This window comes from Pseudomonas rustica (assembly GCF_049959085.1).
Lineage (GTDB): Bacteria > Pseudomonadota > Gammaproteobacteria > Pseudomonadales > Pseudomonadaceae > Aquipseudomonas > Aquipseudomonas rustica.
Map to the genome: position 1 here is coordinate 159,999 of NZ_CP188200.1, position 17,840 is coordinate 177,838.

The following is a 17,840-nucleotide window of genomic DNA, read 5'->3' on the forward strand; positions in this document are numbered from 1 at the left end:
GATCGGGCTCTCAATCTTCAGGATTTGAACAATTCGTTGAATGCGCGGGCGCGGCGGGTCACTTCGGCGGTGCTCTCGGCACCGAACAAACCGTGAACCACGGCGAGCAGGTCGACCCCGTGGGCCACCAGCGGCGCTGCTTTGTCGAGGCTGATGCCGCCAATCGCGCAGATCGGCAGGTGCAGCGTGCGTTTGGCTTCGTCGAGCAGATCGAGGCTGCAGGTCGGCGCGCCGGGTTTGGTATTGGAATTGAAGAAGCGGCCGAAGGCGACGTAACTCGCACCTTCTTTGGCGGCTTGTTCGGCCAGCGCGATTTGCGCGTGGCAGGTCGAGCCGATGATCGCTTTTGAACCGAGCAGGGCGCGGGTCGGCGACAGCGGGCCGTCGGTTTGTCCGAGGTGCACGCCGACGTTGAGGCGCGCGGCCAGTTCGGCGTCATCGTTGATGATCAGTTGCGTTTTGTAGCGCTCGCACAGATCGCGCAACGCTTCGGCCTCGCGCAGACGGCGGGCCTCGTCGTTGCTCTTGTCGCGGTATTGCAGCAGGGTGACGCCGCCTTCCAGCGCCGCCTCCACATAAGAGAGAAACTTGCCGGCCAGCAATTCGCTGTCGGTAATGGCATACAGGCCACGTAGTTTCATCGGGCAGACCTCACGACGTTACGAGCAGAAATCCAGCGGCAGGCGACGCGGGACGAACTGGCCTTTGCCCAGTTGTTCGGCATCGCGCAGGGTGCGCCAGGTGTAATCGAGTGCACTGCGCACAGCGCTGGCGAGGTGTTCGCCTTGCGCCAGTCGGCCGGCCAATGCGCTGGCCAATGTGCAACCGGAACCGTGATAGCTGCCCGGCAGACGCTGGCAGATAAAGGTTTCACGCAGACCGTCGCGGCTGTACACGCGGTTATGGATTTCAGTTTCGTCGCCATGGCCGCCGGTGATCAGCAGGTTTTTGACGAACGGCAGGAGTTTTTCAGCGCACTCGTCCGCGGTGCCTTCGGGCAGTTCGGCGAGGATGCGCGCTTCAGGAAGGTTAGGCGTGGCAATGATCGACAGCGGCAGCAGACGCTCGCGCATCGCATAGCCGACCTCGTCCTTGCCCAGGCGTCCGCCGCCACCGGCGCGCAGCACCGGGTCGCAGACCACCGGCAAGTGCGGGTGCGCCGAGAGCAGTTCGACAACGGTGTCGACCATCTCCAGCGAACCGAGCATGCCCAGTTTCACTGCAGCGACTTCGGAGTCGTTGAGCACGGCATTGGCCTGGGCCAACACCCACTCACGGTCGAGGACGCGGAAGTCAGTGACGTTGACGGTGTCTTGCACGGTCAGGGCGGTGACGGCCGGAGCCGCATGGCAACCCTGCGCGAGCAGGGCTTCGATATCTGCCTGCAAGCCGGCGCCACCACTTGGGTCGTGGCCGGAGAGACAGAGGACAACGGGGCGGGAGCTGTAGATATTCATGGTGCGCGAGCTTACCACCAAAGCTGATTTACGGGTGTGGCTGGCGGAGCAAGATCAAAAGATCGCAGCCTTCGGCAGCTCTACAGGAAAATCCAGATCAATGTAGGAGCTGCCGCAGGCTGCGATCTTTTGATCTACCTGACCAACCCAACAGCTCTAGTCCGCTGCTTTGCTCTGAAACGCCCGTTCTAGAGCCTTTGTAGGAAAAATTTCGATGGTGCTCAATGGCCAGCAGCGGCTATGCTAGTCTGGATCCAAACCAATAACAGGTAATACCGGTTTTACGTCTACTCAAGGAATGGGGGGGCTTCCTGACATAACCGGACGAGCCACGCTGGGGCTTCAATGCGCTATTTGCTGATGTTGCTGTTTTGCTTGCCCCTCATGGCGAGCGCCGTCGAATTCGACGAATTCACCCAGAACCTGCCTTTGGGCCGGTCGCTGCAAGTGTTCGAAGACCCAAGTGGTCAGGCGAGCATTGCCGACGTCCGCGCGCAGGCCGCTGCCGGCAATTTCAAAGCCCATGACAAAGCCACGCTCAATGCCGGTTATTCGCGCTCGGCGTTCTGGCTGAAAATCGATCTGCATTACCGCCCGAGCAACCCCGCCGCCCAGCGCACCTGGTTGCTAGAGCTGGCTTATCCGCCGCTCGACCATCTTGATCTGTACTTGCCCGACGCCAATGGCGACTATCAGCTGATCCGTCAGACTGGCGACGCCTTGCCGTTTGCCAGCCGCGAAATCCGTCAGAACAACTACCTGTTCGATCTCGCCTTCGAACCCGACCAACAACAAACCGTGTACCTGCGACTGGCCAGCCAAGGCTCGATCCAGGCACCGGTAACGTTGTGGTCGAGCACTGCGTACCTCGAAGACCAACCCGTGCGCCTGTATGTGCTGGGCATCATTTATGGCGTGCTGCTGGGGATGGTGGTTTACAACCTGTTCATCTATCTCAGCGTGCGCGACACCAGCTACCTCTATTACATCTTCTACATTGCCTCGTTTGGCCTCTATCAGCTGTCGGTCAACGGCGCGGCGGTCGAGTACTTCTGGCCGAACAATCCGTGGTGGGCTAACGCCGCGACACCGTTCTTCATCGGATGCGCCGGCCTGTTCGGCAGCCAGTTCGCCCGAAGTTTCCTGCAGACCAAAACCCACAGCCGTGGACTCGATTGCGTCTTGATCGGCCTGATCGCGTTCGGTGCGCTGGTCATCGGACTGTCCTTGATGACCAGTTACGCGCTGGCTCTGCGCCTGGCGACGACGCTGGCGCTGACCTTCACCGTGGTGATTTTTGCCGCCGGGATTCTGGCCTGGTGGCGCGGTTTGCGCGTGGCGCGGTATTTCATCATTGCCTGGTCGGCATTTCTGCTCGGCGGTATCGTCAACACGCTGATGGTGCTGGGCCTGCTGCCAAACGTGTTCCTGACCATGTACGCCAGCCAGATCGGTTCGGCCATCGAAGTGGCGCTGCTGTCGCTGGCGCTGGCCGACCGCATCAACGCGATGCGCGAGCAACAGGCGCAGACCCTGTACGACGCCGGGCAGAAACTAGAAGTGCTCAACCAGCAACTGGCCCACAGCAACAAGCTCAAAGATGAATTTTTGGCGACTCTGACCCACGAACTGCGCACGCCGATGAACGGGGTGATCGGTTCGCTGGAATTGATGCAGACCGTCGAGATGGATCCGGAGTTGGAGCAATATCAGCAAACCGCCGCCGGTTCCGCGCGGGACATGATGCGCATGGTCAACGGCATCCTCACCCTCACCGAATTGCAGGCCGGCAAGCTCAAGGCCTCGCCGGGCAGTTTCAGTTTGCGTGGCGTGGTCGAATCGTTGCGCGCGCAGTTCGACGGCAATGCGGCGAGCAAGTCGCTGGACTTCAAGGTCGACGTGCTGCCAACCCTGCCTGATCGTCTGCACGGCGACAGCGCCAAACTCGCGCAATGCCTGGAATGCCTGCTGGATAACGCGATCAAGTTCACCCGCGTGGGCGGGCTGGCGTTGCGGGTCACCGGCAAACCGTCGACGGGCAATCGTCTGGCGCTGTCGTTCGCGGTGATCGACACCGGCATCGGTTTCACCGATCTGGGCGAGGCGACGATGTATCAGCGTTTCTTCCAGCTCGACGGTTCGATGACTCGCGAATACGGTGGCCTCGGCGTCGGTCTGGCGATCTGCCGACAATTGGTGGAACTGCTCGGCGGCAAACTCACGCACCGTTCCGAGCCGGGCAGCGGCAGCCGTTTTCAGCTGGATGTCGAGTTTGAATTGCCGGTGGTTGAGCCTGCGCCGAATCCTGCGCCTGGCGGTGATTGCATTCGCGCGCCGCAGGACTGCACGGTGTTGCTGGTCGACGACAACAGCGTCAACCAACTGGTGATGCGCGGCATGCTGCTCAAGCTCGGTTTCCGCGTGCGCACCGCCGACAGCGGCGCGACGGCGCTGGACTGCCTGCGGCGAGAAACCTTCGACGCGGTGCTGATCGATTGTCAGTTGCCCAGCCACGAAGGCGCGTCATTGTGCTGCCAGATTCACGCGCTGCCGGGCTGCGCGAGTTTGCCGGTGTTCATGCTCGCATTGAGTGCCGATCGAGAGGTCTGCGCCACGGGCGTCGCGGTCGATTACCTGAACAAACCAGTGAAATTCGAGGATTTGCAGTCGGCGCTGGAGCGTCGAGTGTTGAGCTGCTGACAGGGTAAAAGCGCCGCGAATTCGGCGTCTATGACACTTTGATCGACAGGGGGGCGGTGCTTAACTGAGCTTTCTGGAGAGCCAAGGAGCCCGTCATGAACCTGCATCAGTTCGCCGAAACCCACGAAGTCACCAACCAGCCGCCGTCGCTGGACGGCACCAACCTGTACCGCATCGACCTGCCGTTGCAGGAGTGGTTGCGCAGGTTCGGCGCCGGTTGGGCCGAGTCGCGGATCGATGCCTACGGCGCGCTGGCCGGCGGGCCGCTGATGGAAGCCGGATTCCTCGCTAACCAAAACAAACCCATATTTGTCAGCCACGATCGTTACGGCCATCGCATCGATCTGGTGGAATTTCATCCGGCCTATCACGAGTTGATGCGTACGGCGATCGAGCATGGTTTGCACTCGATGCCGTGGACGCATCCGCAGGACGGCGCCCACGTCGCCCGCGCCGCGATGAGTTACCTGCACAGCCAGGCCGAGGCCGGCAGCGGTTGCCCGCTGACCATGACTTTTGCCAGCGTGCCAGCGCTGCGTCTGCAACCGAATCTGGCTGAGCAATGGCTGCCGAAAGTCCTCGCCACGGAATACGACCCGCGTAACGTCGGCACGGCGCACAAGGCCGGCGTGACCATCGGCATGGCCATGACCGAGAAACAGGGCGGCACCGACGTGCGCGCCAACACCACCAAGGCTTACCCGGTCGGCGCCAGTGGCCCGGGCGAGGCGTATGAGTTGGTCGGACACAAATGGTTTTGCTCGGCACCGATGTGCGATGCATTCCTCACGCTGGCGCAGACCGACAAGGGTTTGAGCTGCTTCCTGCTGCCGCGCCATCGCCCGGACGACACACGCAATCAGTTCTACATTCAGCGCCTGAAAAACAAACTCGGCAACCAGTCCAACGCCTCCAGCGAAGTGGAGTTTCGTGGCGCGCTGGCATGGATGGTCGGCGAAGAAGGGCGCGGCGTACCGACCATTATCGAGATGGTCGCGATGACCCGTTTCGATTGCATGGTCGGTTCAAGCTCGTTGATGCGTCAGGCGCTGACCCAGGCCAGCCATCACTGCGCGCACCGCAAGGTCGGCGGCAAACTGCTCAGCGAGCAGCCATTGATGCAAAACGTGCTGGCCGATCTGGCCTTGGAAAGCGAAGCCGCGCTGGCGCTGAGCTTGCGCATGGGCAAGGCGCTGGATCATCTCGACGATCGCCACGAAGCGCAATTTGCGCGGCTGGTGACAGCGGTGGGCAAATATTGGATCTGTAAACGTGCGCCGGGGATGATCAACGAAGCGGCGGAATGCATGGGCGGCGCCGGGTATGTTGAAGAGAGCATCCTGCCGCGTTTGTACCGCGAGGCGCCGGTGAACTCTACGTGGGAAGGTTCGGGGAATGTGCAATGCCTCGACGTGCTGCGGGCGTTGTCGAAAGAACCGGGTGTGCTGGATGTGTTGTTCAGCGAGCTCGGTGATGGCCACGGCGACAAACGCTTGGCCGCGCATATTCAACAGTTGCAGGCGCAGTTCAAGGACACCAGTGACATTCAGTATCGGGCGCGGCAACTGACTGAAGACATCGCGCTCGGTTTGCAGGCCAAGCTATTGCTGGAGGCCGGGAACTCAGCCGTCAGCGATGCCTTCATCGCCAGCCGGCTGAGCGGTGGTGGCCGCGCCTACGGCGCCTTGCCACGCGGCCTCGACATCGAGTCCCTCGTCGCCCGCTCAACCCCACAAATCCTCTGACCCCCCACAAATCCCCTGTAGGAGCTGCCGAAGGCTGCGATCTTTTGATCTCATAAACAGCAAGATCAAAAAATCGCAGCCTTCGGCAGCTCCTACAAGGATTGGGGTGGCCCATATATTGTGCGGTTGCCAACATGCCACTGTTCCCGTGACGCCACGATGCAGGCAAGATGATGCTCTGCAAGTCAGAACACAGGAAGCTGATCGTGACCGAAGCGTTTATTGTTGTTCAAACCGCCGAACAAGCCGTGGATCGTCTGGCCGAGCTGCATGAGCGGGCCACCACTGCGCTGAACTCGGCGCTCAAGCGTTACCTGAAAGATCGCGTCGAACCCGACGCTGCGCAGCGTGCTCTGTTTCGTTATCCCGAACTGCGTCTGACCTACCATTGCCAGGGCGAAGTGCCGCAGACCACCCGCGCGTACGCCAAGGTGCAATTGCCCGGCACTTACAGCGTCACCGTCACCCACCCGGCGGCGTTCCGCAAATACCTGCTCGAACAACTGGTGCCGTTGATGCACGATTTCACGGTGACCGTGGAAGTCGGCGTCAGTCAGCAAAACATTCCGTATCCATACGTGGTCGAGCAGGGCGATGAACTCGCCGGTTCCGGCGTTACCGCTGCCGTGCTGGCGCGGGTGTTCCCGAGTACCGACCTGTCCGCCGCCACCGATGGCATCGCCGACGGTCTCTACGATTGGGAAAACACCGATCCGCTGCCGCTGGCGCTGTTCGATGCGGCGCGCGTGGATTTCTCCCTGCGTCGTCTGGTGCATTACACCGGCAGCGACTGGCGCCATGTGCAGCCGTGGATCCTGCTGACCAACTATCACCGCTACGTCGACCAGTTCATCGTCCATGGTCTGGAGCAATTGCGCAGCGATCCGCGTTTCGTGCGCATGGTCTTGCCGGGCAACGTGATCATCGAAAAGAGCATGGATCACGGCGAAGCCTCGGCAATCGCCGCCGGTGTGGTTTGGCACCGTTACCAGATGCCGGCCTATCACCTGATCGCCAACGATGGCCACGGCGTGACGCTGGTGAACATCGGTGTCGGCCCGTCCAACGCCAAGAACATCACCGACCACTTGGCCGTGCTGCGTCCGCATTGCTGGCTGATGATCGGTCACTGCGGCGGGCTGCGTCAGTCGCAGACCATTGGCGACTACGTGCTGGCCCACGCTTATATGCGTCGCGATGGCATTCTCGACCGCGTCGTGCCGCCGAATATTCCGATCCCGGCGCTGGCCGAAGTGCAAATGGCCCTGCAACAGGCAGCGGCCAACGTCACCGGCGAGAAGGGCGACGATCTGAAAAAACGCCTGCGCACCGGCACCGTGCTGACCTACGACGACCGTAACTGGGAATTGCGTTGGGCGCAGGAACGACCGTTGATCAACCTGTCCCGCGCCGTCGCGGTGGACATGGAAAGCGGCACGATTGCCGCGCAGGGTTACCGCTTGCGCGTACCGTACGGCACGTTGCTATGCGTATCGGACAAACCGCTGCACAGTGAAATCAAGCTGCCGGGTTCGGCCAACGCGTTCTATGAGCGCGCGGTCAGCCAGCACTTGAAGATCGGCATCGAAGCGGTCGATCTGCTGCGCACCGAACTCAACTCGCTGCACTCGCGCAAACTGCGCAGCTTCGACGAACCGCCGTTCCGTTAACGGTTAGTCGTGGTCATTTGGCGGTCGGGGCACTAGCATTGTCAGCCCTGATCGCTAAATGTTTGCTCTCCCTATGTCTCGTCCCCCGCGTCCACCTTCCCGCCGCCCTGGCGCGAAGCCTCAGTCGTCTTCGCCGCGCCGTGTTGCCAAGGCGCCACCGGCCGAGCCGAAACTGATCCTGTTCAACAAACCTTTCGATGTGCTGACGCAATTCAGCGACGGCGAAGGGCGGGCGACGCTCAAGGATTACATTGATGTGCCCGGCATTTATCCGGCCGGACGTCTGGATCGCGACAGTGAAGGATTGCTGCTACTGACCAACGACGGGCAGTTGCAGGCGCGCATCGCTGATCCGAAACATAAACTGGCGAAGACATATTGGGTGCAGGTCGAAGGCGTGCCGAGCGCCGAACAGTTGCAGCGTCTGCGTGACGGCGTTGAGTTGAATGACGGCATGACCTTGCCCGCTGAAGCGCGGCAGCTGGATGAGCCCGAGTTGTGGCCGCGTAACCCGCCGGTACGCTTTCGCGCGTCCATACCGACGTCGTGGCTGGAACTGGTGATTCGCGAAGGGCGCAACCGTCAGGTGCGGCGCATGACCGCGGCGGTCGGGCTGCCGACGTTGCGCTTGGTGCGGGTGAAGATTGGTGACTGGACGATCGAAGGGCTCGATCAGGGCCAGTGGAAAGAAGTGCCGGCGCGCTTATAGAGCGCCGGATTCAATCAGGCCGATCACCACACTTTTAATGATGAACGCGGCCACACCCAGGCCCAGCACGAAGAACAAAATGAACGAGCCAAAGCGCCCGGCCTTGGACTTCTTCGCCAGATCCCAGACGATAAAACCCATGAAAATGATCAGGATGCTGACCAGACCGGTCATCATCCACTCTTCAAATACGGCTGGATCCATTGGGGTTCTCCGGCATGGGCGCGGCTAAAAGGGCGCGGCGAGTATACGCCAAGGGCGGATGGCGGGGCATTGACCTGCGTCGGTGTGCCGCGGTCATTGGTCTGCAACACCAATCCTGCCAGTGCTGCGCACTGGAACGGGGATAAATCCCCTCGCCACAAAAGCGATCTGTAGGAGCTGCCGAAGGCTGCGATCTTTTGATCTGGCTTTGAAAGATCAAAAGATCGCAGCCTCGTTTCACTCGTCAGCTCCTACAGGGGGCGATTTCAGTTGCGCAGGTGGGTGAGGGGCAGTTCGGTGCTGTTTAGGACTTGGTTCAGCACAAAACTCGAGCGCACGCTGGTCACGCCTTCAATGCGTGTGAGGTGCCCCAGCAACAACTTCTGATAGTGATCCATATCCGGCACCACCACTTTCAACTGGTAATCCGCATCCACACCCGTCACCAAGCTGCACTCCAACACCTGCGGCAATGTGCGAATCGCCGCTTCGAAATTCTCGAAACGCTCCGGCGTATGCCGATCCATGCCGATCAGCACATAGGCAGTCAAACTCAGCCCAAGCATCTTGCGATCGAGCAACGCGACCTGACGCGAGATATAGCCGTCGTCTTCCAGTTGCTTGACCCGGCGCGAGCAAGGCGAGGGTGACAGACCGATGCGCTCGGCCAGCTCCTGGTTGGAGATGCGGGCGTCGCGCTGCAATTCCGCCAAAATGCTCAGGTCGTAACGGTCGAGTTTGCTCATCAATCTGTCCTTGGTTGTAACTATTGCGGCGGATTATCTATCCAGGGTTAAAAATTGCGCAAGTGGTGTTTATTTCAGCAATCTTCGCAATCCTCTGTCGTGGCCTCAGGCCTATTCTTATTACCAGAATCACTGCTCGGTAACACAGTCCACGCGGCCCGCCCTATAAGGCCTGCCGCGGCCGCCACCCCCACCGGGGTTGTGCCGGCCCCCGAGCTGCACACTGTCCAGAAGACGGCGTGAGGTGAGCCGACGTCATAAGCGTCGAGCCAGGACGAAGTTCTCTAAAGGGAGGCCGACGGGTCTCCCTTTTTTCTTGCCTGCGATTTCATCTTGCCGCGCTCAATAAATAAGTTGCGCGACTGATAACCTGTTGCAGAACCGGATGTTCCCGACCCGGTCTTAGTTACAGGCCGCCTTTAATTACAGGCCTCAGTGAGGAAAAGCATGAAGTCGCGCATCTGGCGTCTGGCCGGTGTTGGTGTGTTGTGTGTGAGTGTCAGTGTGCAAGCGCTGGCCGATGATCCAGAGAGCCGCAGCCCGAATGGCGGGCAGCACGGGCAGGGGCATCAAGGCAATAACCAAGGGCATGGCGGCGAAAATCAGCCGCGTCCACAGAATAATCCACAGCAAAACCAGGCGCGTCCACAAAATCAGCCGCCGCAGAATCAACCGCGCCCGCAGAAAAACGAAGTCATTCGTGGCGACAACAGCCGCCAGTTCGAACACAACGGCCAGCCGCACAATAACAATGGTCAATGGCAAAACCATGACCAGAACCGGCCGGGCTACAACCCCAACCCGGTGCGCCAGCCGCCACCGCCGCCGCAAATGCCGGCCAACAGTTTGCCGATCCAGTCGCGGCCCGACACCGTGCGCCAGACTCAGGAACCGCGTCAGGGTTACTACCGCGACGAGCGTCCGCAAAATGGTTACAACAATAATAACCAGCATTGGCAGACTAACAACCGCCCCAATGACTATCGGCCCAACGACAATCGCTGGCCGGGACGTCCCGACGGACATGGCAACGGTTGGGGGCCGGGCCCGCAATATCGGCCGGGGCATGTGATCGACCGTTTCCCGGATCGTGACTATCGCGTGCCGTATCGCGGACAGGATTACTTCTATTCCGGTGGCTACTGGTATCGCCCGCAAGGCCCGCGCTACATCGTCGTGCAGCCGCCGCGCGGGATCCGCATTCAGTACTTGCCGGACTATTCGCGAGAAGTGTGGATCGGTGGTTCGCTACTGTTTCTCGCCGCCGGTTCCTACTACGCCTATCAAGAAGCGACGCAGGACTACGTAGTCGTCGAGCCGCCGGTGCAGCAACAGCCGCAACCACAGCCGCAATCCCAGGGCTATGACGTCGAGGCCTATCCGGCCAACGGTCAGTCGCCAGAGCAAGTGCAGCAGGACGGTTATCAGTGCTATCAGTACGCGGTGCAGCAAAGCGGTTTCGACCCGCGCACCGCGACCTATCAGCCGGCGCCCGAAGTGGTTCAGGCGTACCGTCAGGCTCAGGGCAATTGCCTGAGCAGTCGCGGTTATCAGGTTCAGTAAAAGCAGCTGCGAGCTGCACGTTTCGAGCTACAAGCTTGAAGCTTGCGGCTCGCGACTTGTCGCTGCTTTTATCGGATCGGCGTGCACCAGCACTTCGGCGCGCGGGTAGGCTTGGTGGATGGCATCGGCGGCTTGATCGCTGATGCCGTGGGCCACTGACAGTGTCAACTCTCCCGGCAATTCCAGGTGCAACTGCACGAACCAGTGGTTGCCCGAGATCCGCGTGCGCAAGTCATGCGCGCCCAGCACCCCCGGCACACTGCACGCGAGTTCGAGCATGTGCTGACTGACGTCCGTCGGCAGCTCTTCATCCATCAACACCGAAAAACTTTCCCGGGCGATCTGGATCGCGCTCCACAGAATGTACGCAGCAATTCCCAGACCGAACCACGCATCCAGTTGATCAAAACCAAACCCGGCCAAAATCAGCGCAATCAGAATGCTGCCGTTGAGCAACATGTCCGAGCGATAGTGCAGCGAATCCGCGCGTACGGCATTAGAGCCAGTCTGCTTGATCACCCGATGCTGCAACACCAACAGCGCCGCCGTCAGCAGCAGCGAAAACACAATCACGCCGATGCTCAGCCATGGCGCGCCAAGCGGCTGCGGATCGTGCAGTCGTTCGTACGCCTGAAACGCGATCAACACCGCACTGCCACCGATGAACAGCGCCTGCGCCATGCCCGCCAGCGACTCTGCCTTGCCGTGGCCATAACGGTGATCGTCATCCGCCGGACGCAGTGCGTAATGCACCGCTAGCAGATTGAGCATCGAGGTGATGCCATCCAGCGCCGAGTCGGTGAGCCCGGCGAGCATGGCCACCGAACCGCTCAGCCACCAGGCAATGGCTTTGGCGACGATCAGCGTGCAGGCGACCGCCACCGAGGCGCGGGTCGCCAGCCGTAGCAGGCGAGCGTGTTCGGGGCTGGAGGTCATTGCGTTTCCTTTTTAAGCGGCAGGTTGCAGGCCGAACATCGCCAGTTGCTGCGTGCTGCCCTTGTGTTGAATCAGGCGCGGATCATCCAGAGGAAAGTCACGTCCCAATTCACTTTCGAGAATAGCCTGCAACTTGTGATTATCGACCTGACCGTCCGGGCCGATGGCTTGTTTGAGTTTGGCCGGATCGATCTGCGCGGTGTGGCCCGGTTCGAAATAAATCGCGCCAGTGGCGAAGTCGACGGCAAACGCGATCAGCCCGGGGATGATGTAGAAGAGCAGGCCCACGGCATCGAGCACGGCAATCGCCGGGTCGACTTTGCCGTCAATCTGACCGCGACGATCCGGATAGAAAATCGAACCGCACGCCGTGATTTGCGTGAGCAGGGTGGCGACCAGTACACCGCCGATCAGGCGAAAAGGTAAGCGCATGGGAAATCTCCTGATTGATCTAAGAACGAAGCGTCATCGTGTGAAGTTAAGACCCTGACGAATGCCTTGCAGTTCGCCGTTATACTCGGCCTGGCAGGGCGTGCCCACAGTAAATTGCGGCCTCGTCTCACCCCTACCGAAATACGTTGAGGATTGAAGTTGTTTTCTCCAGATCGACACCGCGTGAAGGCTAATGAATCCTATCGGGGTTCGGCCCTCCGGGCTAAAGCTGTGAGCGCGCCATGCTGCGTTGCGGGACTTGGCAAGGAAACGACCCTTACCTGCGTCCCGCGCCTTGCCTGGCACGCTCACAGCTTTAACGCGACTCGCAATTTACTGTGGGCACGCCCTGGGGAGCCAGCATGAATTCTTTGCCGATCGATGAAGTTTTACCCGCCCTGCGTGAAGCCTTGGCGACTCGCCATGAAGCCGTGCTCGAAGCACCGCCCGGCGCCGGTAAAACCACCCGCGTGCCGTTGGCCTTGCTCAATGAAGCGTGGCTGGCCGGGCAGACCATTCTGATGCTCGAACCGCGCCGCCTCGCCGCGCGTGCAGCCGCAGAACGGCTGGCCAGCGAGTTGGGCGAGAAGGTCGGGGAAACCGTCGGTTATCGCATTCGACTCGACAGCAAGGTTGGCCCCAACACACGCATCGAAGTGGTCACCGAAGGCATTCTCACCCGGCGCTTGCAGGATGATCCGGCGCTCGAAGGCGTCGGCCTGCTGATCTTCGACGAATTCCACGAACGCAGCCTTGATGCCGATCTGGCGCTGGCCCTAAGTCTGAACGGTCGTGAGCTGTTTCGAGCTGAACAGCCGCTGAAGATTCTGCTGATGTCGGCCACCCTCGAAGGCGAGCGCCTGGCCGGGTTGCTCGATGACGCGCCGATCCTGCGCAGCGAAGGCCGCATGTACCCGGTGACGATGCGCTGGGGGCGGCCGTTTCAGCCTGGCGAATACATTGATCAGCGTGTTACGCAAACCGTGCTCGAAGCGCTGCACGATGAAACCGGCAGCGTCTTGGTGTTTCTGCCGGGGCAGGCGGAAATCCGTCGCGTCCATCAACAATTGGTCGAGGCGATGGGTGAGCGCAGCGATGTGTTGCTCTGCCCGCTGCACGGCGAACTCGACCTCAATGCGCAACGCGCGGCGATCGATCCGGCGCCGCCCGGCCAGCGCAAAGTGGTGCTGGCGACCAACATTGCCGAAACGAGTCTGACCATCAACGGCGTGCGCGTGGTGATCGATGCCGGACTGGCGCGGGTGCCGCGTTTCGATCCGGGCAGCGGCATGACGCGCCTCGACACTCAGCGGATTTCCAAGGCCAGCGCCACTCAGCGTGCGGGCCGGGCAGGGCGTCTGGAACCGGGTGTTTGTTATCGCTTGTGGTCGCAGGATCAACACGAACAGCTCGCCGCTTACGGCAGCGCGGAAATTCTTTCGGCGGATCTCGCCAGCCTCGCGCTGCAACTGGGACGTTGGGGCGTGACGCCGGGCGAACTGGTGTGGCTCGACGTTCCGCCAGCGGCGGCTTATGCACAGGCGCAGGATTTGCTGCAACGGCTCGGCGCGCTGGAAGGTGAGGTGCTGACGACCCACGGTCAGGCCATGGCTGAGTTACCGGCGCATCCGCGCATCGGTCATTTGTTGTTGCGCGGTCAGGCGTTGGGTTTGGCCAACATGGCGTGCGATGTGGCTGCGTTGCTCGGCGAGCGCGATATCTTGCGTGGCGCCGGGGCGGATTTGCACAGTCGTCTGGTGTTGCTGTCCGGCGAAGAACGCGCCGCCCGTGGTGCTCAGGGCGGTGTGCAGCGTGCCCGGCAATTGGCGCGGCAATATCGCGGTTATCTGCGCGGCAAAGCGAGCGAGCCGGTCAGCGATCCTGATCATCCGCGCTGGCTCGGTGCGTTGCTGGCGCTGGCCTATCCCGATCGCGTCGCGCAACAGCGGCGTGCCGGTGGCGCCGAATATCGTCTGGCCAACGGTCGTGCGGCGCTGTTCGCCGAAGCCGACAGCCTGATGAAAGAACCGTGGATCGTCATCGCCGACCTCGGCAGTCGTCAGGGCCAGCGCGAAGAGCGGATTTATCTGGCAGCGGATTTCGATCCGGCGCTGTTCGATTCCGTGCTCGCCGAACAAGTGCGCAATGTCGATCAACTCGACTGGGACGAGCGCGAAGGTGTGCTGCGCGCCGAGCGTCAGCGCAAGGTCGGCGAGCTGATTCTCAGCCGTGAACCGCTGACCGGTCTCGACGAAAATGCACGCAGTCAGGCGCTGGTGAATCTGGTGCGACGCAAAGGTCTGGAGCTGCTGCCGTGGACTCCGGAACTGCGTCAGTGGCAGGCGCGAGTGGCGCTGTTGCGGCAACTTGATCTGACTAATCAGAACGACAGTCTGTGGCCAGACGTCAGCGATGCAACCTTGCTCAACACCCTCGAAGATTGGCTGATGCCTTATCTGGGCAAGGTCTCGCGGCTCAGCCATTTTGCCAATCTGGATCTGTCGAGCATCGTGCGTAATCTGCTGCCATGGCCGCTGCCGCAAAAGCTCGATGAGCTGGCGCCGCATCATCTGAGCGTGCCGTCGGGGTCGTCGATTCGGCTGGATTACAGCGAGTCTCCGCCGATTCTTGCAGTGCGTTTGCAGGAACTGTTCGGGCTGGCGGATACGCCACGGATTGCTGGCGGGCGCCAGGTGGTCAAGTTGCATCTGCTGTCGCCAGCACGACGTCCGGTGCAGGTGACGCAGGATCTCGCCAACTTCTGGCGCAGCACCTATGCCGAGGTGAAGAAGGATTTGAAGGGACGGTATCCGAAGCATTACTGGCCGGATGATCCGTTGGTGGCGGAGGCGACTGCGCGGATCAAGCCGCGCAAGTAAGAGCACTGGCGTGGCTTGATCGGTTTAACCGGTGATGTTGTGATTCAGGCCTCTCCGTAGAGGCCTTGGGAAACACTGCGTTTGTGCTTGATGCCATAGAAAATCCACATCAACCCGATCCATACGGGAATTGCATACACAGCAATCCTAAAGACGGAATCCATCAACATCACGCCCAATATGAAGACCAGAAATGCCAGGCAGATATAGTTGCCGTAGGGATACCACAACGCCCTGAACAGCGGTATCTGGCGGGTCTTGTTCAAATGTTGCCGAAATTTGAAATGCGACAGACTGATCATCACCCAATTGATCACCAGCGTTGCAACCACCAGTGATAGCAGCAGTTCCAGTGCATATTGCGGGATGATGTAGTTCATCAGTACCGCAAACAGAGTTACGGCCGCCGACGCGAGGATCGAGCGTACGGGAACACCGCGTTTGTCTATTCTGGCCAGGCTTTGCGGCGCATCACCTTGCTCTGCCAGGCCCAACAATATGCGGCTGTTGCAGTAAGTCCCGCTGTTATAGACGGATAGCGCAGCAGTCAGTACCACGAAGTTAAGGATGTGCGCCGCGGTAGCACTGTCGAGCATTGACGACACCATGACGAAAGGGCTGGCACTGTAAGTATCGCCAGACGCGTTTAGTGAAGTCAGAAGACTGTCCCAAGGCATCAGTGATAGCAAAACCACAAGTACGCCAATGTAAAAAATCAGAATGCGGTAGATCACCTGGTTGATTGCTTTGGGGATCACGGTGCGCGGGTTGTCGGCCTCGGCCGCAGTGAAGCCGAGCATTTCCAGGCCGCCAAAGGACAGCATGATCACCGCCATGGACATTGCCAGCCCGCCTACCCCGTAGGGGAAAAACCCACCTCGCTCCCACAAATTGCTTACTGCCGCTTGTGGCCCTCCAGTACCGCTGACTAGCAGATAACTGCCCATGGCAATCATGCCTATGACGGCCAGTACCTTGATGATGGCAAACCAGAATTCCGCTTCACCAAACATTTTCACATTGATCAGGTTGATGGCATTGATCAGCACAAAGAAGGCCGCAGCGGATACCCATGTCGGGATCTCTGGCCACCAGTAGTGCACGTACTTGCCGATGGCGGTCAGTTCCGACATGCCGACCAGGATGTATAGCATCCAGCAGTTCCAGCCCGACAGGAACCCGGCGAATCCGCCCCAGTACTTGTGAGCGAAATGGCTGAAGGAACCCGCTACCGGCTCTTCCACGATCATTTCCCCTAGCTGTCGCATGATCAGGAAGGCGATGAAGCCGCAAATCGCATAGCCGAGGATCATTGATGGGCCCGCCGACTTCAGTGCTCCTGCCGAACCCAAAAACAGTCCGGTTCCCACTGCCCCACCCAAGGCGATCAGTTGGATGTGTCGATTTTTCAGGCTGCGCTTCAGCACGCCTGAGCGCGCGTTGAATCCGCTCATTGGAATCGGCTCACGTAAGTTTTGATGAAAAGCGTTACAGAGAGTTTCGCGAGATTACTTTCGCGCTCGTGCCGAAGCGGTTGTTGGCACAGGAATGGTGGGCCGTTTTTTACTGTCATATTTCGTCTCGTCCTTGAAATTATTTTTCATCTATATCAATTGGTTGAGGGCTTTTTATGTCACCAATCGCAATGATTTCTTAATTGATCCTGATTAAAACTATTGGAAGAAACATATTTCTATCTGTTGAATTTGTAAATGGGGAGTGATATCTAATGCATCGCAGACGGAGATGCCGACGATTCCATGGATTTAAGGAGTGATGAAGGTGAAGGGCAGTAATGCAGAAGGAGTATTCGATTTTTCGGCCAGCGGATGCGCTGATCCGGGGCACTATTTTTCTAATGCTGCGCACGACATCCGTGAACGGTTGCTTAGTGACGGTGCCGTGATCATTCGCGCCGCTGATCGGTGCAAGGATCCTGGTGAGTTTGAAAAGGCCATTGTCGCTATGGGCTTTGAAACCCGCGATTACGTTGGCGGAAGCTCTCCACGCTCGACCATACAGGGCAAGGTTATGGAGGCGACTCGCACCCCTCCCGACTGGTCCGTCATCCTTCATCAAGAAATGGCCTACGTAAAACGCCCACCCGAGATCATTGCGTTCGTTTGCGTGGAACCGGCCGGAAAAGGCGGCGAATCTGTCATCGGCGACATGCGCAAGCTGGAGCAACTGGTTGATCAAGCGACCTTGAAGCAGCTAACGGATCGCGGACTTAAATTGCGCAGAACCTTACCCAGCGAGGCGCGGGTCGATCTCAAACCGGGCGTCAAAAAAAGCTGGCAAGAGACCTTCTCTAGCGCCAGGAAATCCGAAGCAGAGTTGCTTTGCCGATCGCGTGGGTGGGACTTCGAATGGAACGGCGAAGACCTCGTTCTCTGGCAGGACTGTATTTCCCCGATGCGTCAGCATCCCCTTAAAGACGCAAACATCTGGTGCAATCAAGCGCATTTCTGGGGCGCGGCAGCCATGATCGAATGGGCGCGTATCGATGGTCGAGAGCAGGACGCCAGCGAGCTGATAAACGCGCATCGTAAAACCCCGCTACTGCTGGAAGCCATGTGTTTTGGTAATGGCGAGCCGCTTGCGGAAGACCTCACCCTGGAGCTTTTTCACGCCGTCAGGGGGCTGGAACGAGATGTCGATTTGGCTGAGGGCGATATTTTACTGCTCGATAATTTTCAGTTTGCACATGGTCGGCGCGCCTTTTCGGGCAGCCGGACAATCAACGTGATCATCGCCGATTGGGCGGGTCAACAGTCACACGTAGTTCAGGGATGAAAA

Annotated in this window: 14 protein-coding genes; 7 read left to right on the plus strand and 7 right to left on the minus strand. The window is 59.7% G+C overall.

Annotated features, from left to right (window positions below; genetic code table 11):
• Positions 1–17 precede the first annotated feature (17 nt).
• Entirely contained in the window at positions 18–641 is a 624-nt protein-coding gene (gene thiE / locus ACP3TY_RS00820; protein ID WP_426619068.1) for a thiamine phosphate synthase, read from the minus strand.
• Positions 642–659: 18 nt separating this feature from the next.
• A complete protein-coding gene (locus ACP3TY_RS00825) occupies positions 660–1,457 on the minus strand; it encodes a hydroxymethylpyrimidine/phosphomethylpyrimidine kinase (protein ID WP_007909650.1) in 798 nt (265 codons plus the stop codon).
• A 345-nt stretch (positions 1,458–1,802) separates the two neighbouring features.
• Here ACP3TY_RS00825 and ACP3TY_RS00830 point away from each other — a divergent pair, with 345 nt between their 5' ends.
• From ACP3TY_RS00830 to ACP3TY_RS00845, 4 genes are all read left to right on the plus strand, one after another.
• The gene (locus ACP3TY_RS00830) at positions 1,803–4,157 is read left to right on the plus strand and encodes a 7TM diverse intracellular signaling domain-containing protein (protein ID WP_426619069.1); all 2,355 of its coding nucleotides are present in this window, start codon (positions 1,803–1,805) and stop codon (positions 4,155–4,157) included.
• Between the two features lie 95 nt (positions 4,158–4,252).
• Entirely contained in the window at positions 4,253–5,902 is a 1,650-nt protein-coding gene (locus tag ACP3TY_RS00835; protein ID WP_426619070.1) for an acyl-CoA dehydrogenase family protein, read from the plus strand.
• 170 nt (positions 5,903–6,072) lie between these two features.
• Entirely contained in the window at positions 6,073–7,572 is a 1,500-nt protein-coding gene (amn, locus tag ACP3TY_RS00840) for an AMP nucleosidase (RefSeq protein WP_426619071.1), read from the plus strand.
• A gap of 73 nt (positions 7,573–7,645) precedes the next feature.
• Positions 7,646–8,281 carry a pseudouridine synthase gene (locus ACP3TY_RS00845; RefSeq protein WP_053124132.1) on the plus strand — a complete coding sequence of 212 codons (636 nt, stop codon included), beginning with the start codon at positions 7,646–7,648 and terminating at the stop codon, positions 8,279–8,281.
• On the opposite strand, the gene ACP3TY_RS00850 is transcribed toward ACP3TY_RS00845, so the two are convergent.
• Entirely contained in the window at positions 8,276–8,485 is a 210-nt protein-coding gene (locus ACP3TY_RS00850; protein WP_003228500.1) for a DUF2788 domain-containing protein, read from the minus strand. The two genes, ACP3TY_RS00845 and ACP3TY_RS00850, sit on opposite strands and share 6 nt — an antisense overlap.
• A gap of 266 nt (positions 8,486–8,751) precedes the next feature.
• Complete coding sequence (locus ACP3TY_RS00855; protein ID WP_008081091.1) at positions 8,752–9,231, minus strand: Lrp/AsnC family transcriptional regulator; 480 nt, start codon at positions 9,229–9,231, stop codon at positions 8,752–8,754.
• Positions 9,232–9,678: 447 nt separating this feature from the next.
• On the opposite strand from ACP3TY_RS00855, the gene ACP3TY_RS00860 reads away from it, so the two are divergent.
• Positions 9,679–10,794, plus strand: coding sequence for a DUF6515 family protein (locus ACP3TY_RS00860; RefSeq protein WP_426619072.1), 1,116 nt, complete (start codon positions 9,679–9,681; stop codon positions 10,792–10,794).
• A 27-nt stretch (positions 10,795–10,821) separates the two neighbouring features.
• Here ACP3TY_RS00860 and ACP3TY_RS00865 read toward each other — a convergent pair whose 3' ends face one another.
• Both ACP3TY_RS00865 and ACP3TY_RS00870 read right to left on the minus strand, forming a co-directional pair.
• Complete coding sequence (locus ACP3TY_RS00865) at positions 10,822–11,730, minus strand: cation diffusion facilitator family transporter (protein WP_053124129.1); 909 nt, start codon at positions 11,728–11,730, stop codon at positions 10,822–10,824.
• A gap of 12 nt (positions 11,731–11,742) precedes the next feature.
• Positions 11,743–12,162 carry a hypothetical protein gene (locus ACP3TY_RS00870; protein WP_034153788.1) on the minus strand — a complete coding sequence of 140 codons (420 nt, stop codon included), beginning with the start codon at positions 12,160–12,162 and terminating at the stop codon, positions 11,743–11,745.
• 362 nt (positions 12,163–12,524) lie between these two features.
• Between ACP3TY_RS00870 and hrpB the strand changes: the two genes are divergently transcribed.
• Entirely contained in the window at positions 12,525–15,041 is a 2,517-nt protein-coding gene (hrpB, locus tag ACP3TY_RS00875) for an ATP-dependent helicase HrpB (protein WP_426619073.1), read from the plus strand.
• 44 nt (positions 15,042–15,085) lie between these two features.
• Here hrpB and ACP3TY_RS00880 read toward each other — a convergent pair whose 3' ends face one another.
• A complete protein-coding gene (locus ACP3TY_RS00880) occupies positions 15,086–16,495 on the minus strand; it encodes an amino acid permease (RefSeq protein WP_400752507.1) in 1,410 nt (469 codons plus the stop codon).
• A 322-nt stretch (positions 16,496–16,817) separates the two neighbouring features.
• Between ACP3TY_RS00880 and ACP3TY_RS00885 the strand changes: the two genes are divergently transcribed.
• The gene (locus ACP3TY_RS00885; protein WP_426619074.1) at positions 16,818–17,837 is read left to right on the plus strand and encodes a TauD/TfdA family dioxygenase; all 1,020 of its coding nucleotides are present in this window, start codon (positions 16,818–16,820) and stop codon (positions 17,835–17,837) included.
• The last annotated feature ends 3 nt before the right edge of the window (positions 17,838–17,840 follow it).

Excerpts from the sequence above, each read along its gene's own strand:
- ACP3TY_RS00865 (WP_053124129.1), bottom strand. The coding sequence starts at position 11,730 with ATGACCTCCAGCCCCGAACACGCTCGCCTGCTACGGCTGGCGACCCGC.
- ACP3TY_RS00835 (WP_426619070.1), top strand. The coding sequence starts at position 4,253 with ATGAACCTGCATCAGTTCGCCGAAACCCACGAAGTCACCAACCAGCCG.
- ACP3TY_RS00880 (WP_400752507.1), bottom strand. The coding sequence starts at position 16,495 with ATGAGCGGATTCAACGCGCGCTCAGGCGTGCTGAAGCGCAGCCTGAAA.
- ACP3TY_RS00845 (WP_053124132.1), top strand. The coding sequence starts at position 7,646 with ATGTCTCGTCCCCCGCGTCCACCTTCCCGCCGCCCTGGCGCGAAGCCT.
- ACP3TY_RS00830 (WP_426619069.1), top strand. The coding sequence starts at position 1,803 with ATGCGCTATTTGCTGATGTTGCTGTTTTGCTTGCCCCTCATGGCGAGC.
- thiE (WP_426619068.1), bottom strand. The coding sequence starts at position 641 with ATGAAACTACGTGGCCTGTATGCCATTACCGACAGCGAATTGCTGGCC.
- ACP3TY_RS00870 (WP_034153788.1), bottom strand. The coding sequence starts at position 12,162 with ATGCGCTTACCTTTTCGCCTGATCGGCGGTGTACTGGTCGCCACCCTG.
- ACP3TY_RS00855 (WP_008081091.1), bottom strand. The coding sequence starts at position 9,231 with ATGAGCAAACTCGACCGTTACGACCTGAGCATTTTGGCGGAATTGCAG.
- ACP3TY_RS00825 (WP_007909650.1), bottom strand. The coding sequence starts at position 1,457 with ATGAATATCTACAGCTCCCGCCCCGTTGTCCTCTGTCTCTCCGGCCAC.
- ACP3TY_RS00850 (WP_003228500.1), bottom strand. The coding sequence starts at position 8,485 with ATGGATCCAGCCGTATTTGAAGAGTGGATGATGACCGGTCTGGTCAGC.
- amn (WP_426619071.1), top strand. The coding sequence starts at position 6,073 with ATGATGCTCTGCAAGTCAGAACACAGGAAGCTGATCGTGACCGAAGCG.
- ACP3TY_RS00860 (WP_426619072.1), top strand. The coding sequence starts at position 9,679 with ATGAAGTCGCGCATCTGGCGTCTGGCCGGTGTTGGTGTGTTGTGTGTG.
- hrpB (WP_426619073.1), top strand. The coding sequence starts at position 12,525 with ATGAATTCTTTGCCGATCGATGAAGTTTTACCCGCCCTGCGTGAAGCC.
- ACP3TY_RS00885 (WP_426619074.1), top strand. The coding sequence starts at position 16,818 with ATGAAGGTGAAGGGCAGTAATGCAGAAGGAGTATTCGATTTTTCGGCC.